Genomic DNA, 21,887 nt, shown 5'->3' on the forward strand with positions numbered 1-21,887 from the left:
GTCCTCGCCAGCGGGTCGCGCGGGTTCCATATTGCTGAAAACACGCTATTCTCCCGCCGACCAGACTTGTCTCAACGCCGCACCGCCACGCGGATATCCAGGGGAATCAAAATGGCCACGCTCCAGTCCTTCGATGCCGAAATCGAGAAGACCCGCACTGTCGTCAACGACATGCGCGGCAAACTCGATGCCTCCACCGGAGTGCTCGACAAATTCGCCAAGGCCGACACCAAGCTCGGCGACGTCAATTTCGATATCGAGAATGCGCGCATCCAGGACGTGATCCACCAGCAGAAGGTCATGGAAGGCAATATCGCCGACCTGATCATCGGCCTTGAAGATGCCACCAATGTCTTCGGTTCCGAATTCGAGAGCATGAAGAGCCAGACCGGCATGGAAAAATTCGTCGGCCTGTTCTCCAAGCAGAGCGCCCAGCGCATGCGCACCGAGCGTGTCCGCAACATGTCGCTGGCAGGCAACCTGCAGGAACTGCTCGCCAAGTCCGACACGATCGTCGGCATGCTCAAGGACCAGAAGAACATCCTCGACACGCGCTACAAGCAGTCGGAAAACAACCTCGTCCAGGTGATCGAGCGCCGCAAGAACACGGTGACCAACCTCGAAGCCGTGCAGAAGCGCATCGAAGAATTGAACCCGATGCTACTGGACATCGAAAACAAGATCGCCGCCGCCACCGACCAGATGGGCCGCACCGAGTTGGAGGGTGAACGTTCCAAGCTCGCCACCGAATATAACCAGATGCAGGCCAAGGAGCAGGAACTGCTCGCCGAAAGCCAGACGCTCGAGCGCTATACCTCGATGTTCCAGACCTTCGTCGATTCGCTCAACAACCAGATCGCCGCCCAGAACACGCTGATCAACAAGCTGACCATCGACACCGAGCAGCGCATCGTTCTCTACAAGGCGCTGGAAGATTCCTTGAAGACCGCCGCCCAGCAGGATGTCGCCCACAAGATCAACACGCTTGGCAGCCAGGTCGATACCGCCGCGGAAGAAACCATGGCCGGCATCGGCGCCGCCTCGCAGCGCCATATCGGCGACCTCCTGGAACTGCATGAGAAGAACATGCTGGCGTCCGCCGACATCCAGCGCCGCAAGAAGCTCGCCGACGACGCCTTCGCCCGCCGCTTCCAGACGGTGATGGATAAGCACAATTCAGCGAACTACGTGAAGGAATAAACGCAAGGCCGGTTCGACAAACGCCGCGAGCGGATGATCCGTTCGCGGCAAACCGCTTTGCCGGAGGGAATCATGGCGGACAATGCCGCAGCGTCGTCGTCCAGACGAAACATCATTCTGAAAGCGATCGTCGTCATCGTCCTGATCGTCATCTTCGGACCGATCTTCGTCGGCGGCAGCTTCTATACCGTCGATCAGGGCGAACGCGGCGTGATCCTGCGGAACGGTGCCGTGGTCGGCACGGCTGAACCAGGCCTGGGTTTCAAGCTGCCCGTCTTCGACAAAGTCGTGAAGATTTCGGTGCAGAACCGCGCGCAGGTCTACAGCAAGGTCAACACCTATTCGCGAGACCAGCAGCCAGCCGACATCACGCTTTCGGTGAGCTATCACCTGCCGGCCGACCAGGTCGCAAAAATCTATGCCGAATATGGCGGCGAAGAAGGCATCGTCAATCGCCTGATCGACAGGCGCGTCTACGAGCAAGTCAAGAATGTCTTCGGCCAGTTCAATGCCGTCACCGCCATCCAGGAACGTGCCCGGCTGAACGCTGACACTGAAGCGGCGATCCGCAAATCGGTCCAGGGTCCTGTCATCATCGATAGCGTGCAGATCGAGAATATAGATTTCTCCGACGCCTACGAGCAGTCGATTGAAAACCGCATGCTGGCCGAGGTCGAGGTGCAGAAAATCCGCCAGAACGCCGAGCGTGAAAAGGTCCAGGCACAGATCACCGTCACCCAGGCAAACGCCCGTGCTGACGCCGTCCGCGCCGAGGCGCAGGCCAATGCCGACGCGGTGCGGCTGGCGGGCAATGCCGAGGCGGACGCGATCCGCGCCAAAGGCGCCGCTCTGAAGGACAATCCGCTGCTGATCAGCCTCACGGCATCGGAAAAATGGAATGGCCAATTGCCGAATTCGATGGTGCCGGGCTCCGCCCTGCCGTTCATCGGCGTCAAGTAATGGTGTGAACAGCCTATGAATGCATTGGAACCCGCCGTCGGCCAGTATTTCCAGACCGTCCGCTCGGCCTTCGACGGCATGGAACTCTATCTCGACGACGTGACGCGCGGCCAGCAGATGCGCGACCTCACGGCCACCGTGATCATGAAATATATCGACCGGCTGAAGGCCTCGCTGCGCTGCTGGGAAAACAAGATCGGTTTCATGGACCGCTTCCGTATCTCGCGCGCCGAATCCGGCTTCCCTGTCTACCAGAATGTCCTGGAACTGGAAAATGACCGCAAGGCCGCGCCGGAGCGCCTCGCCGCCATCCCCGATGCCGGCCGCCTGCGCGCCGAAATGGTCGACTTCATCCTGCGCAGCAAGGCCTTTCCCGAAGTGCTGCAGACGCGCATGGCCGAGCGCCTCTATCTCGAAGAGGTGCTGAAAGGCGAGGTCTTCTCGCCGGTCGTGCTGCCGGAAACGTCGTCCGTCGCCGTCAACCGCGAGACGATGCGGCCGGCCTGCGTGGTCAACTGGGCCTCCTTCGACGGCTCGCAGACGCTGCCGATGATCTATATCGCCCGCATCGAGGATTCGTCCGAGAACATGATGCGCATGCTGGTGACTCGCGACGGTCATTTGAATCCCGAGGTCGATATCCCCCTGCCCGTCGGCGGCCTGCTCAATCCGGAACTGGCCGCCCGCTTCGACGATTTCGTCATCCGCAACAATGCCTATTCGCTGTCGCCGGTGACCATTGCCACCAATCTGGACAAGGATTTTCCAACGCTGCACCCAAAACAACTCCGCCGCATCGTCGTCGGCCCGTTCTATTCAGCCGGGATCACCGAGAACAATGCCGTGATCAACGGCATCCTGTCGCGCGTCAAGAAGCCGGAAAATGCCTGGCTTCTGACCTGGACGGCGCAGGAAGTGTTTTCCAAGCGCGAAAAGCCGGAAGTGAAGGGCTTCTTCTCGTCGACCCCTGCGGAAGAGGAATTCCACATCGACACCAACGACCTCGAAGCAGCGCGCATGGGCGTCAGTGGCTTTGAGAAGCATGCGCTGGTGCCGCATGAGGCCTATACCGCGCTCTATGCCTCCGGTGAAGCGGAGTCGATCTTTGCCGGGTACAAGGTGCATGTGATTTCGGGAAATCAGGTGACGAGCGAGGTATGAGGCAGGGACACCCAACCGGCCTCGCGGTCTCATACTTCGGAGATTGACCACACCCGACCGCGTTTGCAACTGCCGCCGAGATCTTGCCCTTACGCAACGCCGGCAAAGGCACCGATACCGTTAACTCGAAAGGCTCTACCCCATGGCACTGAACACCGGCCTGACGGCAATCCCCGAGGAGGACATCGCCAAGCATATGGTGACCGCACAGAGCATGGTGACCAAGCTGGTGATGCTGGAAAGCGACGCCAGCGGCACCGGCACCACGATCGCCGGCACCGGCCGCCGCTTTGTGCCGACCGTGTCGACGACGGGGGTGCGCAAGACCCGCGAGGTGGGCTTGGCTCAGATGATCCAGGCGATCCGTCCCGGCGACCAGATGCTGTCGCCGGCCCAGCACGCTTTGCTCTATCGCACCCGCCGCGGCATCATGGTCGGTCTTGCCGTCGCCGATGTTTTCGCCCGCCAGACCAGTCTTGAAGGGCTGCAGGCGCGCAACGCCGCGGCCCCCCTGCAGGGACAGGACGCCGAGACCTTCAAAAGCCTGCTCGCCGCCGCGGCCTATATCGCCGCCTTTTCCGTCGCTGCTTACCTCTCAGTCACCCTCTCCGGCGAAGGCGAGCCAGCCGAGGATGTGCCGGAACCCGACTATCTCTTCGACACGCCGCAGGATGCGGCAAAATCCACGGTCGCAGGCCTTGAACGCGCCATCCAGGGTGCGCCGGACGATCTCGGCCTCACCAGCCGCGCCCGCGCTTTCGCCCGCGTCGCCATCGAAGGCCTGATCTCGCGCAAGCCGCGCTTTGCCGGCCTCGCCGCCTTCGAAAATGTTCATATCCGCATCGAGCAGGACGATTTCGATCTCAACGGCTTCGACGTCGCCCCCGGCCAGAAGCGCAAGCCGCTGACCATGACCTTCAAAAAGCCGGAGGAAGTGGTCGGCAATCACATCGCCAAATATCAGGGCATGAAGCTTGCCAAGATGATCATGGCCTATGATTTTTCCCGACAGATGAACCCCTTCGTCGAGCTTGGCGGCTTTCTGTTCACCTTCATCGGCGACGGCATGCCCGGCACCGGCAAGACGACGCTGATCCAGATGATTGCCGGCCTGATCAACGACTATTGCCAGGTCGCCGGCTACACTTTCCACTACGAGAATTTCGGCGTCGACCAGATCTCCTCCTACCAGGGCAAATCCGGTCAGAACTGCAAGGATTTCATCAACAACGTCATCAATCCGAAGGCGATCGGCTTCGGCACCATCGACGACATCGATCAGGTGGCGGCAAAGCGCTCCGACGACCGCGCTTCTGCTGGCCAGCAGGAAGTCACCGCTGTGCTGATGGAAAGCTTCGCCGGCGCCTCGACCGTGGTGCGCGGCAATGCCAGTTTCGGCATGTTCTCCAACTATCCGGAAAATGTCGACGACGCGTTGCGCCAACGCGCCGGCGCCCGCTGGCTGGTCGATGGCCCGCAGACGCGCGAGGACTATATCGACATCTTTGCCCTGCTTGCCGGCAAGAACCACTCGATCCCGCTCGGCGACCACAGGCTCTACGCCAACCAGGAAATCAAGCGCGCCGTCGCCACCAGCTACGAGGCGCATGCCAAACCCCAGGAAGAAGGCCTCGCCGCCGTCTACGACAAATTCACCAAGGAAAAAGGCGGCCTGAAAACGATCGCTGATGTCGGCACCTATCTGCACATGATCCGCGAGGCCGAACCCCGCTTCACCGGCCGCGCCATCAAGAACATCACCGACGCGATCAAGATGCGCGCCATGGATGTCGAACTGCCGGACGACTGGTTCGTCAAGCCGGAAGCGTTCATGCATAAATCCTACGACGAGAAGAAGACCATGATCGAGGACCTGCGCGGCCCGATCACCCTCGACATGATCCTGCAGGAGATCAACCGCTACGCCGACAGCGAATTCCGATACACCGACAAGTCTGATGACGCCGCAATCAACGACATCATCCGCCGTGAACGGCAGAGGGAGAAGGCGGTGAAGGAAATCGAGGCGATGAAGCGCGATGGGCGGTGGGGTTGATAGAAAATTAGCCGGCAGCGAATTCTCTTGATAGCTCGGGTCCAAAAAGCTATGCTCGCATGAAGAAAATAGCTTACAGCGAACAGGCGATCGGAACGCTCAAACGCATCCCAAAGAATGAATCCGAAAGAATCAGATCGAAAATTCGCCAACATGCCTCCGATCCTGCATCGGAGGCAAACAACGTGAAAAAGCTGCAGGGTAAGGATTCTTTTCGGCTACGGGTCAGCGACTGGCGCGTTATCTTCGATGAGAACGATATCGTCATCGAGGTGATCAAAGGCGGCCCGCGGGGCGATGTCTACAAGGAATGAGAGCCATGAACACGGCCGTGTCTTTCAAGACTCCGAATGGTGAGGAAATGGTTGTTCTCAGCCGTCATGACTATGACGCGTTGCTGGAGAAGGCTGAACTGGCGGAGGATCTCGCAGCTATTGCGGAATATCGGAAGAAGCTCGCGGCCGGAGACGAAGAGGCTATCCCGGAGGAATTCGCCAATCGTTTGATGGATGGAGAAAGCCCGATCCGAGTCTACCGCGAATTACGCGGCTTTACCGGCAAGGAACTTGCGGAGCGAACGGGCATCAGCGCAGCTTTCCTCTCGGAGATCGAAACCGGCAAGAAGGATGGCGGCATCGTAACCTTGAAAAAAATTGCGCAGGAGCTTGAAGTGACGCTAGACGATCTGGTGGAAAGGATGGACCAGCCATGACAATCCAAACTGCTATCCATTTGCCCGAAGCGCTATTCGAACGCATGAAATCGCTTGCGGATGCAGCAGGACAATCGCCAAATGACTTCATTTCAGAAGCCATCCTTGAACATATCGAGGACATTGAGGATGTCATGCGCGCCGAAGAAGTGTTAAGAAAAATCGAAGCCGGGGAGAGCAGAACCTATACCTTGGAAGAGGTGGAGCGCAGGCTTGGTCTGGAAGATTGAGATCGACGCCAGCGCCGAGAAGCAGCTAGGAAAGCTGAACAAGTCCGATGCCCGACGTATTAGCGATTTTCTACGAGAACGGGTGAGCGGCGTCGAAAGTCCTCGTCGTATTGGCAAGGCGCTCGTCGGTAAGCAGTATACAAACCTCTGGCGCTATCGAGTCGGCGACTATCGGATCATCTGCCACATCCAGGACCAACGCCTCGTCGTTCTCGTCATCGAAATCGGACATCGTCGTGAAATCTACAGATAGTCGTTTGGCCCCCGCATGAAACGCCTCCTCGAAGCAGAACTGATCTACGGCCGGCTGCTCACCGTCAACGAGCCGCATTTGATCGCCCGTTACAACAAGGCGCTCAAGGGTTTCGGCATGCCCGAAACCAAGCTCACCGAATTCAACATCGACATGACCGGCTTCTCGCCCGAGGTCGCCGAGGAACTGAACGACGAGGATTATCTCGATCCGCATCGCGTCAATCGCCGCTTCATCATCCTGACTCCGGACCAGGAAAACCTGCCGGTGGTGCATACGAGCTTCTCCAACACCGCCGGCCTGATGCATGAATTCTTCGTCGCCAATGCCCGCGCCATCAGCGCCGTCACCATCAAGGACGCTCTCTATGGCGAGATCGAGGATTCGGTGGCGACCGTCGACCATATCGAGGACCTGCTCTCGATCAACGAGGTGAATTTCCGCGTCCATTCGGCCGAAGATATCCTCGGCAAGGCCTCGGAACTGCGCGCCTTGTCCGACAAGCTCCTCTCCCAGCCGAATGCCTGGCGCGACGACGACATGCTGACCCGCATGGTCGACCTGGCGAAGCTGACCGGTGACATCCGCCAGAACACCCTGGTGCCCGACAAGCTGGTCTTTCGCCACGACGCCTTCTGGGCCAATCATTTTGGCGGCGTCTTCGTCTTCCACGATGACCGTAACTCGACCGTCATCTGTTCGTCGACCGTGCCGGGCTTCCGCAAGGCGCGGCCCTGGCAGGTTTCTTATATCGACAGCAGTGACTACGAGACGATCTACGGCTTCCTCGCCCGCACCAAGCGCATCCAGTTGCCGCAGGCCTCCTGGATCCAGGATTCGGGCCTCTACGAACATCGGCTGAAGATGATCCTGATCGGCCTCGCCGCTGCCCATGACCCCAATTTCGATCCCGCCAAGGCCGACATGGTCTGGCTGCAGACCTGGGCGCATATGAATGCCCGGCTGGTCTCCGAGGAAGGCAGCTATCCGGTGCTGAGCGAGATGTACCGCGTGGTCACGACCACCGGCCAGGTCCGGATGAAAGATATTGCCGCCCGCTACCGCTTCCTGCTCACCCGCGCCGAACCCGACCATCCGGACCAGTGGCTGGTCAACCGGCTTCTGTCGCAGATGCAGCCCTTCGATTTCGTCTCCCGCTATATTTTCGATAAGCAAGGCTTTTACGACGCCTATGAACGCTACTCGGAAAAGTTCAGGGACTATGTTGTGAAGACGCTGGAAGGCACATATCTCAAAGACAAACTGGCATTCCGCCGCCGCCTCTATGGCATAACCAGGGATTGACGCATGCTGGACCCGATCATCAACTTCATCCAGGGCATATTCAGCGCCATCGGCCGTGGCATCGGCATTCTGATCGCCTGGATCCTGTTTCCGTTCATGAGCGCCAGCCGCTGGTATGCGTCGCGCGGCCTGATCATCAAGGCCGTGATCGGTCTGATCCTGCTGATCCTCGTCGTCGCCTACGGTCACTTTGTCTGGATCACGCAGTCCTGGAACGGCTTCGATCCCGACTATGTCGCCACTTACAAGCTCGGGGAGCGCAAGCTGTCCGCCGGACAGCCGCTGGCCGGCGAGGATACCTCCGCGCCGAAGAAGTGTGAGCGCTCGGCAATCGTCGACGTCACCGCCGATCTTATCAACAATGAGGTCAACCAGAACACCTGGATCAGTTCGGCACTGCTCTACAAGATGGGCTTTTTCGGCCTTGACTGGGACGACACGCCATTCCTCGACAACAAAGCCAGCTTCCAGCGCGGCATGAACCAGACCATCCGCCGCACGACCATCGAACTGGTCGACACGCTGGCGCGTGTCCGCGCCACCTCGAGCGTCAACAAGAACCTTCAGGATGCCCGCCAGAACATGCAATACAACGAAGAGGCCTGGTATATCGGTCGCTCCCCATTCGGCTTCCGCACGCCGGCACCGGCCATCTTCAACCAGGCGATCAAGGAACTGCATGACTTCAATGTCGAACTGGCGAATTGCCAGGCAACCTTCGACGGTCGCGCCGACAACCTGCTGCAGTTCCTCGATCGCGTCTCGAGCGATCTCGGCAGCACGTCGAGCATCCTCCAGGAGCGTTCCGAAAAACATAGCGCCGGCTGGTTCGACACGCGCGCCGATGACCGCTTCTGGTTCGCTTACGGCCAGATGTACGGCTATTACGGCCTTCTCTCCGCCGCTCGCATCGACTTTGCCTCGACCATCCAGGAAAAGAACCTTGGCCAGATCTGGGGCGTGATGCTCAGCCGCTTCCGCAAGGCGCTCGATATCCGGCCGCTGATCATCTCCAACGGCGCCGAGGATGGATTGATCATGCCGTCGCATCTGGCGACCGAAGGCTTCTACCTGCTCAACGCCCGTTCGAGCCTGGTGGATATCCGCGACGTGCTGGATCGCTAAACGGCACCCGAAAAGAGCGGACCAGACGCCAAGAACTCCGTTTCCCCGGTCATTGGGAAACGGAGTCTATTCTGGCTTGCCGCCACATTTGGGGAAGCGCGCGCCACCATGCCCTGATTCCCTGCCGCGGCACGTTCTTCCCGCGCGAGCTGTGTCACGTCAAGCTTGCTTCGGGCTTGCCCGGGCCCTGATCAATTCCGGTGATCTCTTATGAAATTCCGTGCTACGCCTTGAAAAAGGCCGCGTGCTTGGTAGTTTGACCGACCAATACGAATATGCTGGTTTGGCCGCCGAACGCTCGAAAAAAGCACGAAGGGGGAGGATTTATCGGCCTATTCCCCGCGTTTTTCGACCAATTCCGGAGAAAACTATGTCGAACCGCCTCAATACCACGCCCAATGACATGCGTGCGTTCTGGATGCCCTTCACTGCCAACCGGCAATTCAAGAAGGAGCCGCGGCTTTTTGTCAGCGCCCAGGACATGTATTACAAGACACATGATGGCCGCACCGTGCTCGACGGCACCGCCGGTCTCTGGTGCGTGAATGCCGGCCATTGCCGCCCCAAGATCACCGAGGCGATCCGCCAGCAGGCAGGCGAGCTCGATTACGCGCCGGCCTTCCAGCTTGGCCATCCCAAGGCATTCGAACTCGCCAACCGCCTGATCGACATCGCGCCCGAAGGCATGGAGCATGTGCTCTACACCAATTCCGGCTCTGAATCGGTCGAAACGGCGCTCAAGATCGCGCTCGCCTATCATCGCATCAAAGGCAACGGTTCGCGCTTCCGCCTGATCGGCCGCGAGCGTGGCTATCATGGTGTCAATTTCGGGGGCATCTCCGTCGGCGGCATCGTCGCCAACAGAAAAATGTTCGGCACGCTGCTGACCGGCGTCGACCACATGCCGCACACCCATTTCCCCGACAAGAACGCCTTCACCAAAGGCCTGCCGGAACATGGCGGCGATATCGCCAGCGAACTCGAGCGCATCGTCACCCTGCATGACGCCTCGACCATCGCCGCCGTCATCGTCGAGCCGGTCGCTGGTTCCACCGGCGTCATCCTGCCGCCGAAGGGTTACCTGCAGAAGCTGCGCGAGATCTGCACCAAGCATGGTATCCTCTTGATTTTCGACGAAGTCATCACCGGCTTCGGCCGCCTCGGCACGCCATTCGCCGCGCAATATTTCGACGTCAAGCCGGATATCATCACCACCGCCAAGGGCCTGACCAACGGCGTCATCCCGATGGGCGCCGTGTTCGTCACCGCCGAGATCCATGACGCGTTCATGCAAGGCCCGGAGCACATGATCGAGTTCTTCCACGGCTATACCTATTCCGGCAACCCGATCGCTTCGGCTGCAGCGCTGGGCACGCTCGACACCTACAAGGAAGAAGGCCTGCTGACCCGCGGCGCCGAACTTGCGTCCTATTGGGAAGATGCGCTGCATTCACTGAAGGATTGCCCGAATGTCATCGACATCCGCAATCTCGGCCTGATCGGCGCCATTGAACTCGCGCCGATTGCCGGCGAACCGACCAAGCGCGCCTTTACCGCCTTCCTCAAGGCCTATGAAAGCGGCCTCCTGATCCGCACCACCGGCGACATCATCGCACTGTCGCCGCCGCTGATCATCGAAAAGAGCCATATCGACGAACTGTTCGACAAGCTCCGCAAGGTGCTGATGTCGAATATCTGACAGAGATCGAGAATATCAGCGAAAGCGGCCGTCTCCGGCCGCTTTTTTGATTCATGGCCAGGAGGGCTTGCAATATCCCGCCGGAGGCCTTGCCCATGAATGCCTATGCCCTGGTCGAAGTGGTGAATGCCGGCAAGATCGAGCGCGTCGGATAAGCACCAGCATATCCAAGCATTGGGCAGGCGCCAGTCTGGCGCTTGCCGCACTCTCTGGGAGATCAAATGTTGCGGTAAATCTCGGCTTTCAACATCCGCACCATGTCCGCCCCAAGGCTCTGCTCGACATATTCGACAAGCAAAAGCTTCGCCTCGGATAGCCACATGTCCTCTTCCGAATGACCCCGCCTCATCCACAGGCCGTCGATCATCGCAGCAAAGCCGCGCACGAAATGGTCGATCGCGTCGCGCGCCATCAGCGGCTTCAGCACCGAGGCGACATTGGACCGCAGGCGTTTGTAATAGGGCCGCTGCAGCCGCGCATAGCTCTCATTATGTGCCGCCTCCGAATAGAGCGAAATCCAGGCGCTCGCCGCCGGCCGGTCAAAGCGATTGGCGGGAAAGTTTCCATCGATCAGCGCGATCAGCCGATCCCAGCGGGTGCGGGCAGCGCGGAGATGAACGACGACCTCATCGGCCAGCACCCGGTGGTTCATCCGCACCATCTCGAACAGCACCTCCTCCTTATCCCTGAAATAATAAGTAAGGATGCCCTGCGACATGCCAGCTTCGGCGCAAATCTTCGTCGTGGTCAGGCCCTTCAGCCCTTCCTGCAGGAAAATGCGATGCGCCGCGTCGATGAGTTCGACACGGCGGATGTCCTCGATGCGGGTCTTCTGTTTCTTCGATCCTGATGGCATGGCTTTTCTTATCAGAACAATTTTTTGTACGCTCTAACAATTTTTTATCTTGGAAAAAAATTTCATCGTTCTATGCTCGCCGAAAACAACAGGGGAACAGTCATGAATACCAAAGCCATTGCCGTTTCGATTGCATTGAATGCCATTCTGCTGCCTGCTGCGCTCGCGGCCGAAAAACCGGAATGCAGGACCGTGCGCATGTCCGATCTCGGCTGGACGGACATTGCACTGACCAACACCACGGCTGAGACCATTCTGAAAGCGCTGGGCTATGATGCCAAGCAGACCATGCTCGCCCTCAACGTCACCTACCAATCGCTGAAGAACGGCCAGATGGATGTCTTCCTCGGCAATTGGCGGCCGGTGCAGGACCTCGACTACAAGGAATTTTTCGATAAGGGCTGGGTGATCCCGGTGACGACGAACCTCACGGGCGCCAAGTACACGCTTGCCGTGCCGAAATATGAATCCGATGCCGGCCTGAACTCCTTCGACGACCTGCAAAAATTCGCCGACAAGCTTGACCACAAGATCTATGGCATCGAAGCCGGTTCCAACCAGCCAGTGCTCGACATGGTCGAGAAGCACACGCACGGCCTCGACAAGAACTGGAAAGTCATCGAATCGAGCGAAGCAGCGATGCTGACGCAGGTCCGCCGTTCGCTCCCCAACAAGGATTGGATCGTCTTTCTTGGCTGGCAGCCGCATCCGATGAACGTCAACCTGGATATGACCTATCTCTCCGGCGGCGACGTTGAGTTCGGCCCGAATTTCGGCGGTGCCACGGTGCGCACCATCGTCCGGCAGGGTTACCCGGCGGATTGCCCAAACGTGACAAAATTCCTCAGCAACCTCGTCTTCGATATCACCTACGAGAATACCGGCATGAACATGATCATGACCGGCGGCATGGAAGCGCCAGCCGCGGCCAAGAAGATGATGAAAGCCCATCCGGAAAAGCTCGAAGCCTGGCTGAAGGACGTCAAGACATGGGACGGCAAGCCGGGGCTCGACGCGGTCAAGGCAGCACTGGGTAACTGACCTGATGGATGAATTCATGCGTGCCGCGGTCCTGACCCGCTACGGCGAACCGCTGGAAATCAGGACCGTTCCCCGACCGGTCGCCGGTCCCGGCCAGTTGCTGGTGCGGCTCGAAGCCTGCGGCATCTGCCATTCCGACGTCCATATCTGGAAGGGCGACGTCCGCCCGCCCGAGGCGCCCTCGCCTTTCATTCTCGGCCACGAGGGCGTCGGCATCGTGGCCGCGATTGGCGATGGCGTTGAAGGCTGGGCCATCGGCGATCATGCCGGCGTGCCTTGGCTGCACGACACCTGCCTGCATTGCGACGAATGCCTGGATGGGCAGGAATCCTTTTGCCAACACCAGCGCGCCCACGGCCTCAATGTCCCCGGTGGTTTTGCCGACTATGTCGTCGCAGACGCGCGTTTCGCTGTGCCGCTGCCGACAGGTGTCGATCCGGTTGCCACTGCGCCAGTCATGTGTGCCGGCGTCACCGCCTATGGCGCGCTCCGCCGCGCCGGCGTCACTGCCGGGGAACGAGTTGCCATTTTCGGCTGCGGCGGCCTTGGCCTCTATGCCGTCCAGCTTGCAAGACGGCTGGGTGCCGACGTCCTCGCCATCGATCGCGATCCTGCCAAGCTCGAGCATGCCGCCGGCTATGGCGCAAACTGGACCGAACTGGTCGACGCCGACCTGCCGGACCGGCTTCGGCAACGCACAGACAAATTCCACGCCGTCATCAATTTCGCCCCCAGTCCCGCTACCTGGCAACCGATGACCGCCGCCGTTCGCCCTCGCGGTCGCATCGTCGCCGCTGCCCTCGTCTCGGAACCGGTGCCGCTGAACCAGGAATGGCTGACCGGCACCGGCGTCACCATCACCGGCACCAGCGTCGGAACACGGCGGGAGATGGGCGAAGTCGTAGCGATCCATGCGGAAAAGCCGCTCCGCAATCCGATAGAGGAAATCAGTATTGAGCATGCATCGAGAGCGCTCGAAAACCTTGAGCAGGGCAAAGCCGGCGGCCGCTTCGTCATTCGTTTTTGAACCAATTCTTTGCCGCGACCTTGCTGTCTGTCCACCTTTCTGATCTGCCCTGCCGACATCAAGCAAGCGTTGAGAGGCATATCGCATTGAAAATCAGGTCGGATCTTTAACGGCCTGCGTCAATCTGTCATCTCCCTGATCACCCACTGGATCGCAGGTGGGACCCTTCGCGACTTTCCTGTTTACTGTTATTATAGCAGGACTTGGCATACTGCTTGCAACACATGCCCCGAGGGAGGAGAGTGGATTGGACCTACCGAGACTGCCGCTGCGCTACGGTGCCGAGCCGGGTTTACGTTTTGCCATGCTGCTTGACGGGAAAGGCGGCAGCAAGGCGCTGGATCTGAAGAGCATTTGCCAATGGCAGCCTTCGGACGGCGTCGCCTGGTTCCATTTCGAACGCAACCACCCCGCCGCGGCCGACTGGATTACCAACGAGAGTGGGCTCGATCCGCTGGTCGCTGAGGCGCTGCTTGCCGAAGACTCCCGGCCGCATGTGGAAGAGGTCGAAAACGGCCTTTTGATCATCCTGCGCGGCGTTTGCGCCGTGCCGCCCGACGAAGTGCAGGTGCCGACTGACGACATAGATCTCGTGCCGCTGCATGCATGGATCGACGAGAACCGGCTGATCACGCTGCGCGACAGCGGTCATTACCTCACCGGGCTGCGCGATATCCGGCTGGCGCTCGAAGCCGGCAAGGGGCCTCGCCAGACGGGCGAATTGCTCGCCATGGTCAGCGACAAACTCTGCCGCGACATCGAGCCGGTGCTCGACGCCATGGACGAGGAAGTCGACGAGCTCGACGAAATGATCTTCCACGGCAATGCCGGCGAGGTACGAGGGCGGCTGAAACTGCTGCGTCGCCGTGCAGTGCAATTGCGCCGCTATCTCGCGCCGCAACGCGATGCGCTAGGCCGGATCGAGCATGACGATGCGCATTGGCTGAAGGAGCGCGACAAGATGCGCTTCAGAGAGGTGATCGACAAACTGTCACGCTTCATCGAATATCTGGATGCCATCCGCGATCGAACCAGCATTCTGCATGACGACCTTTCCACCGTCATCAGCGAGCGGATCGCCCGCAATTCCAATCGCCTCTCTGCCCTCGCTGCACTACTGCTGCCGCCGAGTGTCATAGCGGGGCTGTTCGGCATGAATGTCGGCGGCATACCTGGCGTCGGCGACGGCTGGGCCTTCATGGCGATCGTGGGCTCTATGGCCGTGCTGTCCGCGCTCACGCTTTTCGTGCTGCGGCGCATTGATTGGCTGTGATCCAGGGCCTGTTGGCCGACGGCGGCGTTTGCGGTCTGGATCAACCAAAGCAGGCCGCCGCGCGAAGGCCATTTGCATCCTCTCGCCGCGCCGCTAAAATGCCTCGATCAGGAATCGGAGCGGCCCATGACGAAACTCGAACGACTGATCGACCAGGGCACAGGCCGCGAGCCAGCCGACATCGTGCTCAGAGGTGGGCGCTTCCTCGATCTTGTCACGGGCGAACTGGTCGCCTCCGACATCGCCATCTGCGAGGATCGTATCGTCGGCACCTGCGGCGGATATGAAGGCAGGCAGACGATCGATATTTCAGGCAGGATCGTCGTACCTGGCTTTATCGACACGCATCTGCATATCGAATCCTCGCTCGTCACGCCGCACGAATTCGACCGCTGCGTGCTGCCTTATGGCGTGACGACGGTGATCTGCGATCCGCATGAGATCGCCAATGTGCTGGGCACGGAAGGACTGCAATTCTTCCTTGATTCGGCCCTCGAAACGATCATGGACATCCGCGTACAACTCTCCTCCTGCGTGCCGGCGACGCATCTCGAAACGTCCGGCGCCGACCTGCCGATCGAGCGCCTCCTGCCCTTCCGCAAGCATCCCAAGGTGATCGGACTGGCGGAAATGATGAATTTTCCCGGCGTGATCGCCAAGGACCCGGTGCCGCTCGCCAAGCTCGAAGCCTTCCAGGAGGGCCATATCGACGGCCACGCGCCGCTGCTGTCGGGCTATAGACTGAACGGCTATCTCTCGACCGGCATCCGCACCGAGCACGAATCCACCAGTGCCGCGGAAGCGCTGGAAAAGATCCGCAAGGGCGTGCATATCCTCGTTCGCGAAGGCTCGGTCTCCAAGGACCTGCATGCGCTGATGCCCATCATCACCGAACGGCTGTCACCCTATCTCGCGCTCTGCACGGATGATCGCAACCCGCTCGACATTGCCGAACAGGGTCATCTCGACTATATGATCCGCACGGCCATCGCCCACGGCGTCGAGCCGCTCGCCATCTACCGCGCCGCCTCGATCTCCGCGGCAAAAGCCTTCGGCCTGCGTGACCGCGGCCTGGTGGCGCCCGGCTGGCGCGCCGATCTCGTCGTCATCGACAGCCTGGAAAACTGCAGGGCGGAAATGGTCTTCACGGCCGGCCGACGCGTTACACCGGACCTGTTCGCGGCCCGCAAGCCGGTGGAACCGGTCGGTCTTGACAGCGTGAAGGCGAAGCATGTCACGTCGGCGGATTTTGCCGTTGCGGCGCGCGATACGGAAAGCCCGGTGCTCGGCGTCCTGCCGGGAAAGATCATCACCGAGCATCGCCGCTACCGACTGCCGATGCAGGGCAACCAGGCCACGGTCGATTTCGTCAACGATATCCTGAAAATCTCAGTCATCGAACGCCACGGCAAGAACGGCAACATGGCCACGGGCTTCGTTCAGGGCTTTGGCCTGAAGAAGGGCGCCATCGCCTCCACCGTCGGCCATGACAGCCACAATATCTGCGTCGTCGGCGCCAGCGACGAAGACATGGCCATCGCCGCCAACCGGTTGTCTGAAATCAAAGGTGGTTTCGTCGTCGTCGAGGATGGCCGCGTCACCGGCGAGATTGCCCTCCCCGTCGCCGGCTTGATGAGTCTCGAACCTTACGAAAAAGTTCGCGACACCCTCCATCACCTGCGTCAGGCAGCCTTTGCTTTAGGCTCGACATTGCAGGAGCCTTTCCTGCAGCTCGCCTTCATGCCGCTGCCGGTGATTCCGCATCTGAAAATATCGGATAGGGGTCTGGTCGACGTGGACCGATTCGAACTGATCGAGTGATACCAAGTGTCGATGATATGCAATGGGTTCATATTATCGACACTTGGTATGGGGTCGGGCGCCTCGCGACAATGATTGCCGGCGCCCGGTAGAGGCGGGCCGGCGCTTATCTGGCGTGCATGACCTTTTTCGGCATCGGCAGCAGGCCTTCGCGTTGCGCCTTTTTGCGCGCGAGTTTGCGTGCGCGGCGGATAGCGTCGGCCTTTTCGCGGGCACGCTTTTCCGACGGCTTTTCATAAGCGCTGCGCGCCTTCATTTCGCGAAACACGCCTTCGCGCTGCATCTTCTTCTTCAGCACGCGAAGCGCCTGCTCGACGTTGTTGTCTCTAACAAGTACCTGCAATGATATCTCCTTCGGTCAGTGCCGCTATCGGCTTGTCTTGATGGATTTGTGATTGATCCATGAGCCCGCCGAGCTGTTCGAGCCTGGCCGTTCTCTCCCTGTCGTCATCGACATATCATCGTCTATTTCGACAGCAGAGATATGCCGCTCACAATTCTCGGCATCGAATTTCACACGATATTGCGATATCCCCTCTGCATCTGCAGGAAGGATCGCGAGAACGCGGCCGGCGCCGCTCGGCGCGGCATTTCGAATGGGCCCCGTCCGCAGGAGCACGATGTCGTCAACCTTATAGGCATGCCTCGACATTTCCGGCTCCTTTCTCGGAAAAACAAAAGGCCGGGAATTTCCCGACCTTCCATAATCATCGCCCGTGACGCACCAGTACATCCGTGCTGGCGCGTGGCAATGAAGATATCTCAGACGGCGCGAAGATGATCGGCCGAGCTCTTGCCCGTACGACGGTCCTGCACGATCTCGTAGCTGATCTTCTGGCCTTCATTGAGGCCCTGCATGCCGGCGCGCTCAACAGCGGAGATGTGGACGAAAACGTCCTGGCCGCCGTTATCGGGCTGGATGAAGCCGAAACCCTTGGTGCTGTTGAACCATTTTACTGTGCCCGTGGTCATAACGATTTCCTTTCAATCGTAGGTGTGGCCGGTCTTATCGACCAAGTTAGAATCGACGATGGATGGAAATCCGAAAATCCCCAAAAAGGCTGGGATAAAGTCGCCAACAAAGTTCGATGCGAGCCATATATGCCAAAAACGCTACGAAAACAATCACCGGAAGAAACTTTGTCGTCAGCCGTTAGCGGCAATGTCAAATCCCACTTCCGACGGCTGCCGACAGGCGGTTCATGGGCTCAGCGAGCCGCCTGCCTCATGCCACTTTCCACACTTGTCCGGGCGATGCCGTCATTTCCCAATCTCCCTTGGCGTCGTTGCCTGATCCAGGGATAAGCGCTGACAATCACGATCCCCACCAACACGCCGGCAGCACCCGTGACAAACGCGGCCGTCAGCGGCTCATGGAGCAGGACGATGCCCGCGACCACGCCGAACAGCGGCGTCGTAAACGAGAACACACCGAGTTGTGACGCCTTGTACTTGGTCAGCAGCCAGAACCAGGTAAGGAAGCTCAAGAACGAGACGACGATCGACTGAAACGCCAGTTGCGCCACGAGGATCGCATTCAGCTCGATATGGCCGTTGCCGGTCATGACAGCTGCGGTCGTCAAGATGACGAAGGCCGTCGCCAATTGGTAGAACAGCACATGGGCCGCCGGAATCGTGCTCAGGCTCGTCGTGCGGATGAGAACAGTCGTGGCGCCCCAGAATGCGCCGCCGAGAAGCGCCATCAAATCCCCGAGAAAGATCGAGCCGAGATCCTGCCTCGAGCCGGCCGACGGCTGCAGGAAAGCATAGGCAATGCCCATGGCGGCGATGATGATGCCAGCCCATTGAACCGCGGACAGCCGCTCGCTCGCGAGCCTGATATGCAGGCCGATCCCGGCGAAGATCGGCGCCGTGTAGAGGAAGACCACGACATGCGAGGCCGATGTGTGCTTGAGCGCCTCACCGACAAAGAAGAATTCCACCGCAAACAGCAATCCCGCCATGACGCCCAGCGCCGCGTTTCTGCCGAACCATTGCAGTTTCTGACGCTTCACGACGATCAGGATGAAGACGAACAAACCCGCAAATCCCGATCGCAATCCAATCTGCAGCACCGGCGCCGCATAGCCGCCGGTAAATTTCAGACCAATCGGCTGCAGCGCCCAGATCAGGCAAACGACGAGCATCAGACCGACGGCGCTGGCATCGATGGATTTGCGGTTTTCCACGGCTGGCATCCCTCTTTACGAAGACTGCTCCTCTATCATTTGTCAGGATCGCGGGATATGCTGACTTCATGACAGTCGGTATCGAATTCCTGACAGGAACCTGGCCGCAAGCCAACAAGGCGCTGCATTTCCGCGAGGCGCCATTTCGCGACGCGTTGCCGTCGCCGCTTTATTTCCGCTCGGCGGACATGCCGGATAACGCCACCTATCCCCGCCACAGCCATCCCTGGGGCGAATTCGTTTATTCCTACAGCGGCGTCATCGAAATCAGCCTCGCCGACAGGCACTATCTTGCACCGCCGCAATACGGCGTGTGGCTGCCGCCCGATGTCGAGCACCAGGGCTTCAACCGCCATGCCGCCTGCCATTGCTCGCTTTACGTCTCTCCGGAATTGTGCGGTCCGATGCCCGAGACGACCACCGCCCTGGAAATCAGCCCTTTGTTGCGCTCGATGCTCGAACATCTCAGGATAAACGGCAATTCCCGGGAGATGCCGTCGCAGCATCAGCGCTTCCTGCAAGTGGTGATAGACCTCCTCGCCACCGCCCGCCGAACCGGCACTTACCTCCCTTGGTCGGAGGATCCTCATCTACAGCCCATCCTGTCGCATCTCGAGGAGAGCCCGCAGGACAATCGCGCGCTTGCCGAGTTCGCGCGGCTCGGCGGCACCACGGAGCGGACGTTGATTCGCCGCTGCATGCGCGATCTCGGCATACCTTTCGCCGAATGGAAACAAAGGCTGCGGGTGATAAAAGCCATGCCCCTTCTGGAGGGCAGCGACACAATCGAACGCATCTCGACCGCAATGGGCTATGGCAGCGCCTCAGCGTTTATCGCCATGTTCAAGCGCATGACGGGGATGACGCCGGAGGAATATCGGGCATCGGCGCGATGAAGTCCGGCTAAAGAATCGTTCGGCAAAACGGATAGCTACAGGTCCCAATAGGGAGGATCGCCGAACACTTTCTTCAGGTGATCGGCGATGGCGCGCAGCTTGGCCGGTGGATTTCGCCCCTGCGGATGCGCCACATAGACGAATTCCGGCTCGGGTCTCGGATCGATATCGATCACGCGCAGCCTCCCCTCCCGAACAGCGAAGCCGGCGATGAAGGGGGGCAGCAAAGCAATCCCGAGCCCGGCTATCGCCGCCTCGCGCAGCATGTCGCCGTTGTTTATCCCGAGCGCGAACTTGGCCCGGACGATGGTCGTACCCTCGGCCGTCTGGAAGCGCCAATCCGCAACGCCGCGATTGGTGTAGAAAAGGCCGCGGTGGCATTCCAGATCTTCGAGCGTACGCGGCACGCCAAAGCGCTCCAGATAGTCGGGAGAGGCAAGCAGCAGCCGATGGCTGGACGCCAGTTTCCAGGCCACGAGCCGGGAATCGGCGATCGGCCCATGCCGGATGATGGCATCGTAGCCGTCCGAGACTGCGTCCACGCGACGGTCGTCCATGTCGAGCGTCAATTCGAGCTCCGGATGCTGCCGCAGGAACGGATAGAGCGCCGGCCCGAGATGCATCCTGCCGAAGGTGACGGGTGCCGCGATACGAAGTGAACCGGCCAGCGTTCCCCGCCGCTCGGTCATATCCGTGGCGGCTTCTTCGAGCTCGCGCGCGATGCGCCGCGCCCGCTCGAGAAAGGCCGCACCATCTTCCGTCAGCGTCAACTTGCGCGTGGTGCGGTGCAGGAGCACGCCGCCGAGTGACGTTTCGAGTTCCACGAGCCGTTCGCTGACCACGGATTTGGAGAGCCGCAGYCGCCGTGCCGCCTCGCTGATGGAGCCTCCCTCGACAATCGCAACAAAAGCCGTGATACTTTCGGTTTTTATCATCTCTCGGCCCTCGTCATTGTTCGGTTTTCCCGGATTTCAGTTCCTCTATTTGAAGACTAATCCGAACGAATGTGGAATGCCATCTTAGCTTCATCACAAGGGATGGCAGGCGCCATCCTTCCTCTGGATATCGGGAGACGAACAATGAACCGCCTGAACAACAAAGTTGCCATCATCACCGGTGCAAGCGCCGGCATCGGCCGCGCCACCGCCAAGCTTTTCGCCGAGGAAGGCGCCAAGGTAGTGGTCGGCGCGCGTCGCCAATCCGAGCTCGATCAACTGGTCAAGGACATCGAAGCTTCCGGCRGCAGCGCCGTGGCCGTGGCAGGCGACGTCCGTAGCGAAGACTACCACAAAGAACTCGTCGCCACCGCGCTCAGCCGCTTCGGCAGGCTCGACATCGCCTTCAACAATGCCGGAACGCTCGGTGAAGCCGGCGCCACGACCGACGTTTCGGAAAAAGGCTTTTCCGACGCACTGGCGATCAACCTGACGGCGTCCTTCCTTGCCGCCAAGCACCAGGTTGCGCCAATGGCCGCCAATGGCGGCGGCTCGATCATCTTCACCTCGACTTTCGTCGGCTACAGCTTCTCCTTCCCCGGCGTTGCCGCGTATGCCGCCAGCAAATCGGGCCTGATCGGCCTGACACAGGCTTTGGCGGTCGAATATGGTGCGCAGAATGTCCGGGTCAATTCCATCCTGCCGGGTGCCGTCGACACCGACATGTATCGTGAGATGAACGACACCGCCGACAAGCGCGCCTTCATCACCGGCCTGCATGCGCTGAAGCGGGTGGCGACACCTGAAGAACTTGCCCGCTCGGTTCTCTACCTCGCTTCCGATGAGTCGAGCTTCGTCACCGGCACGGCATCGCTGGTGGATGGCGGCGCATCCGTTACTCGGACCTAAAACGGATGTCACTCCGTCGGCAGGGCTGTACCCTGCCGATGTGGTGTCTACGGACATATTGGGCGTTCGTTGGTGCAAGCGAATGTCATCGCTACACATGAATTGAAACACAGGCCCGGGTGAGCTGGTTGAAAAGCGTTTTTCCTGCGGAGAATTGTGTGCAACCCGGCCGCTGCATCTTCAAAAGCCGCCGCTAATACACGATAGTGCGAGACATAGTTGTTTTCTCCCACGCGCGC

General features: G+C 59.8%; 22 protein-coding genes. 17 read left to right on the top strand and 5 right to left on the bottom strand.

Annotated elements, in window-relative coordinates; translation table 11 throughout:
- Nucleotides 1-111 precede the first annotated feature (111 nt).
- The 11 genes from AC1D06_RS15350 to aptA all read left to right on the top strand — a co-directional run bounded on the left by AC1D06_RS15350 (nt 112) and on the right by aptA (nt 10,701).
- A complete protein-coding gene (locus AC1D06_RS15350; protein WP_477986870.1) occupies nt 112-1,200 on the top strand; it encodes a hypothetical protein in 1,089 nt (362 codons plus the stop codon).
- Nucleotides 1,201-1,272: 72 nt separating this feature from the next.
- Complete coding sequence (locus tag AC1D06_RS15355; RefSeq protein WP_477875528.1) at nt 1,273-2,160, top strand: prohibitin family protein; 888 nt, start codon at nt 1,273-1,275, stop codon at nt 2,158-2,160.
- Between the two features lie 15 nt (nt 2,161-2,175).
- Nucleotides 2,176-3,321, top strand: coding sequence for a hypothetical protein (locus AC1D06_RS15360; protein WP_477875527.1), 1,146 nt, complete (start codon nt 2,176-2,178; stop codon nt 3,319-3,321).
- A 142-nt stretch (nt 3,322-3,463) separates the two neighbouring features.
- The gene (locus AC1D06_RS15365) at nt 3,464-5,377 is read left to right on the top strand and encodes an AAA family ATPase (RefSeq protein ID WP_477986871.1); all 1,914 of its coding nucleotides are present in this window, start codon (nt 3,464-3,466) and stop codon (nt 5,375-5,377) included.
- 59 nt (nt 5,378-5,436) lie between these two features.
- Nucleotides 5,437-5,691 carry a type II toxin-antitoxin system RelE family toxin gene (locus tag AC1D06_RS15370; protein WP_477986872.1) on the top strand — a complete coding sequence of 85 codons (255 nt, stop codon included), beginning with the start codon at nt 5,437-5,439 and terminating at the stop codon, nt 5,689-5,691.
- Between the two features lie 5 nt (nt 5,692-5,696).
- Nucleotides 5,697-6,089 (top strand): helix-turn-helix domain-containing protein, encoded by a 393-nt coding sequence (locus AC1D06_RS15375; protein WP_477986873.1) that lies wholly within the window; start codon nt 5,697-5,699, stop codon nt 6,087-6,089.
- Entirely contained in the window at nt 6,086-6,319 is a 234-nt protein-coding gene (relB, locus tag AC1D06_RS15380) for a type II toxin-antitoxin system RelB family antitoxin (protein ID WP_477875523.1), read from the top strand. Before AC1D06_RS15375 ends, relB begins: the two co-directional genes overlap by 4 nt.
- Nucleotides 6,303-6,572: a type II toxin-antitoxin system RelE family toxin gene (locus tag AC1D06_RS15385; protein WP_477875522.1), complete on the top strand. Its 270-nt coding sequence runs from the start codon at nt 6,303-6,305 to the stop codon at nt 6,570-6,572. The genes relB and AC1D06_RS15385 overlap by 17 nt, the downstream gene beginning before the upstream one ends.
- A gap of 15 nt (nt 6,573-6,587) precedes the next feature.
- On the top strand, nt 6,588-7,877 hold the full coding sequence (locus tag AC1D06_RS15390) for a DUF6638 family protein (RefSeq protein ID WP_477875521.1): 1,290 nt from the start codon (nt 6,588-6,590) through the stop codon (nt 7,875-7,877).
- 3 nt (nt 7,878-7,880) lie between these two features.
- Entirely contained in the window at nt 7,881-9,002 is a 1,122-nt protein-coding gene (locus tag AC1D06_RS15395) for a DUF2333 family protein (RefSeq protein WP_477986874.1), read from the top strand.
- A gap of 370 nt (nt 9,003-9,372) precedes the next feature.
- Entirely contained in the window at nt 9,373-10,701 is a 1,329-nt protein-coding gene (aptA, locus tag AC1D06_RS15400) for an omega-aminotransferase AptA (RefSeq protein ID WP_477986876.1), read from the top strand.
- 217 nt (nt 10,702-10,918) lie between these two features.
- On the opposite strand, the gene betI is transcribed toward aptA, so the two are convergent.
- Nucleotides 10,919-11,557, bottom strand: coding sequence for a transcriptional regulator BetI (gene betI / locus AC1D06_RS15405; protein ID WP_477875518.1), 639 nt, complete (start codon nt 11,555-11,557; stop codon nt 10,919-10,921).
- Between the two features lie 102 nt (nt 11,558-11,659).
- Between betI and choX the strand changes: the two genes are divergently transcribed.
- The 4 genes from choX (at nt 11,660) to ade (ending at nt 16,719) form a co-directional block, all read left to right on the top strand.
- Nucleotides 11,660-12,598: a choline ABC transporter substrate-binding protein gene (choX, locus tag AC1D06_RS15410; RefSeq protein WP_477986877.1), complete on the top strand. Its 939-nt coding sequence runs from the start codon at nt 11,660-11,662 to the stop codon at nt 12,596-12,598.
- Nucleotides 12,599-12,614: 16 nt separating this feature from the next.
- Nucleotides 12,615-13,625: an alcohol dehydrogenase catalytic domain-containing protein gene (locus AC1D06_RS15415; RefSeq protein WP_477986878.1), complete on the top strand. Its 1,011-nt coding sequence runs from the start codon at nt 12,615-12,617 to the stop codon at nt 13,623-13,625.
- 304 nt (nt 13,626-13,929) lie between these two features.
- The gene (locus AC1D06_RS15420; protein ID WP_477875664.1) at nt 13,930-14,898 is read left to right on the top strand and encodes a CorA family divalent cation transporter; all 969 of its coding nucleotides are present in this window, start codon (nt 13,930-13,932) and stop codon (nt 14,896-14,898) included.
- Between the two features lie 126 nt (nt 14,899-15,024).
- Nucleotides 15,025-16,719, top strand: coding sequence for an adenine deaminase (ade, locus tag AC1D06_RS15425; protein WP_477986879.1), 1,695 nt, complete (start codon nt 15,025-15,027; stop codon nt 16,717-16,719).
- A gap of 106 nt (nt 16,720-16,825) precedes the next feature.
- On the opposite strand, the gene rpsU is transcribed toward ade, so the two are convergent.
- The 3 genes from rpsU to AC1D06_RS15440 form a co-directional block, all read right to left on the bottom strand.
- Nucleotides 16,826-17,062: a 30S ribosomal protein S21 gene (gene rpsU / locus AC1D06_RS15430; protein ID WP_477875514.1), complete on the bottom strand. Its 237-nt coding sequence runs from the start codon at nt 17,060-17,062 to the stop codon at nt 16,826-16,828.
- A gap of 419 nt (nt 17,063-17,481) precedes the next feature.
- The gene (locus AC1D06_RS15435; protein ID WP_477875513.1) at nt 17,482-17,691 is read right to left on the bottom strand and encodes a cold-shock protein; all 210 of its coding nucleotides are present in this window, start codon (nt 17,689-17,691) and stop codon (nt 17,482-17,484) included.
- 236 nt (nt 17,692-17,927) lie between these two features.
- The gene (locus AC1D06_RS15440; RefSeq protein ID WP_477875512.1) at nt 17,928-18,908 is read right to left on the bottom strand and encodes a DMT family transporter; all 981 of its coding nucleotides are present in this window, start codon (nt 18,906-18,908) and stop codon (nt 17,928-17,930) included.
- Between the two features lie 68 nt (nt 18,909-18,976).
- Here AC1D06_RS15440 and AC1D06_RS15445 point away from each other — a divergent pair, with 68 nt between their 5' ends.
- Nucleotides 18,977-19,804 (top strand): AraC family ligand binding domain-containing protein, encoded by an 828-nt coding sequence (locus AC1D06_RS15445; RefSeq protein WP_477986880.1) that lies wholly within the window; start codon nt 18,977-18,979, stop codon nt 19,802-19,804.
- A gap of 35 nt (nt 19,805-19,839) precedes the next feature.
- Here the strand turns inward: AC1D06_RS15445 and AC1D06_RS15450 are convergent, their stop codons facing one another.
- Nucleotides 19,840-20,739, bottom strand: coding sequence for a LysR family transcriptional regulator (locus AC1D06_RS15450; protein WP_477986882.1), 900 nt, complete (start codon nt 20,737-20,739; stop codon nt 19,840-19,842).
- A gap of 144 nt (nt 20,740-20,883) precedes the next feature.
- Here AC1D06_RS15450 and AC1D06_RS15455 point away from each other — a divergent pair, with 144 nt between their 5' ends.
- Entirely contained in the window at nt 20,884-21,648 is a 765-nt protein-coding gene (locus AC1D06_RS15455) for an SDR family oxidoreductase (RefSeq protein ID WP_477986883.1), read from the top strand.
- The last annotated feature ends 239 nt before the right edge of the window (nt 21,649-21,887 follow it).

It is taken from the genome of Rhizobium sp. P2_G2 (genome assembly GCF_056403555.1).

Coding starts and splice junctions, on each gene's coding strand:
- AC1D06_RS15355 (WP_477875528.1), top strand. CDS start 1,273: ATGGCGGACAATGCCGCAGCGTCGTCGTCCAGACGAAACATCATTCTG.
- AC1D06_RS15365 (WP_477986871.1), top strand. CDS start 3,464: ATGGCACTGAACACCGGCCTGACGGCAATCCCCGAGGAGGACATCGCC.
- choX (WP_477986877.1), top strand. CDS start 11,660: ATGAATACCAAAGCCATTGCCGTTTCGATTGCATTGAATGCCATTCTG.
- AC1D06_RS15350 (WP_477986870.1), top strand. CDS start 112: ATGGCCACGCTCCAGTCCTTCGATGCCGAAATCGAGAAGACCCGCACT.
- aptA (WP_477986876.1), top strand. CDS start 9,373: ATGTCGAACCGCCTCAATACCACGCCCAATGACATGCGTGCGTTCTGG.
- AC1D06_RS15415 (WP_477986878.1), top strand. CDS start 12,615: ATGCGTGCCGCGGTCCTGACCCGCTACGGCGAACCGCTGGAAATCAGG.
- AC1D06_RS15435 (WP_477875513.1), bottom strand. CDS start 17,691: ATGACCACGGGCACAGTAAAATGGTTCAACAGCACCAAGGGTTTCGGC.
- AC1D06_RS15445 (WP_477986880.1), top strand. CDS start 18,977: ATGACAGTCGGTATCGAATTCCTGACAGGAACCTGGCCGCAAGCCAAC.
- AC1D06_RS15375 (WP_477986873.1), top strand. CDS start 5,697: ATGAACACGGCCGTGTCTTTCAAGACTCCGAATGGTGAGGAAATGGTT.
- AC1D06_RS15360 (WP_477875527.1), top strand. CDS start 2,176: ATGAATGCATTGGAACCCGCCGTCGGCCAGTATTTCCAGACCGTCCGC.
- AC1D06_RS15420 (WP_477875664.1), top strand. CDS start 13,930: ATGCTGCTTGACGGGAAAGGCGGCAGCAAGGCGCTGGATCTGAAGAGC.
- ade (WP_477986879.1), top strand. CDS start 15,025: ATGACGAAACTCGAACGACTGATCGACCAGGGCACAGGCCGCGAGCCA.
- AC1D06_RS15390 (WP_477875521.1), top strand. CDS start 6,588: ATGAAACGCCTCCTCGAAGCAGAACTGATCTACGGCCGGCTGCTCACC.
- AC1D06_RS15395 (WP_477986874.1), top strand. CDS start 7,881: ATGCTGGACCCGATCATCAACTTCATCCAGGGCATATTCAGCGCCATC.
- relB (WP_477875523.1), top strand. CDS start 6,086: ATGACAATCCAAACTGCTATCCATTTGCCCGAAGCGCTATTCGAACGC.
- AC1D06_RS15370 (WP_477986872.1), top strand. CDS start 5,437: ATGAAGAAAATAGCTTACAGCGAACAGGCGATCGGAACGCTCAAACGC.
- betI (WP_477875518.1), bottom strand. CDS start 11,557: ATGCCATCAGGATCGAAGAAACAGAAGACCCGCATCGAGGACATCCGC.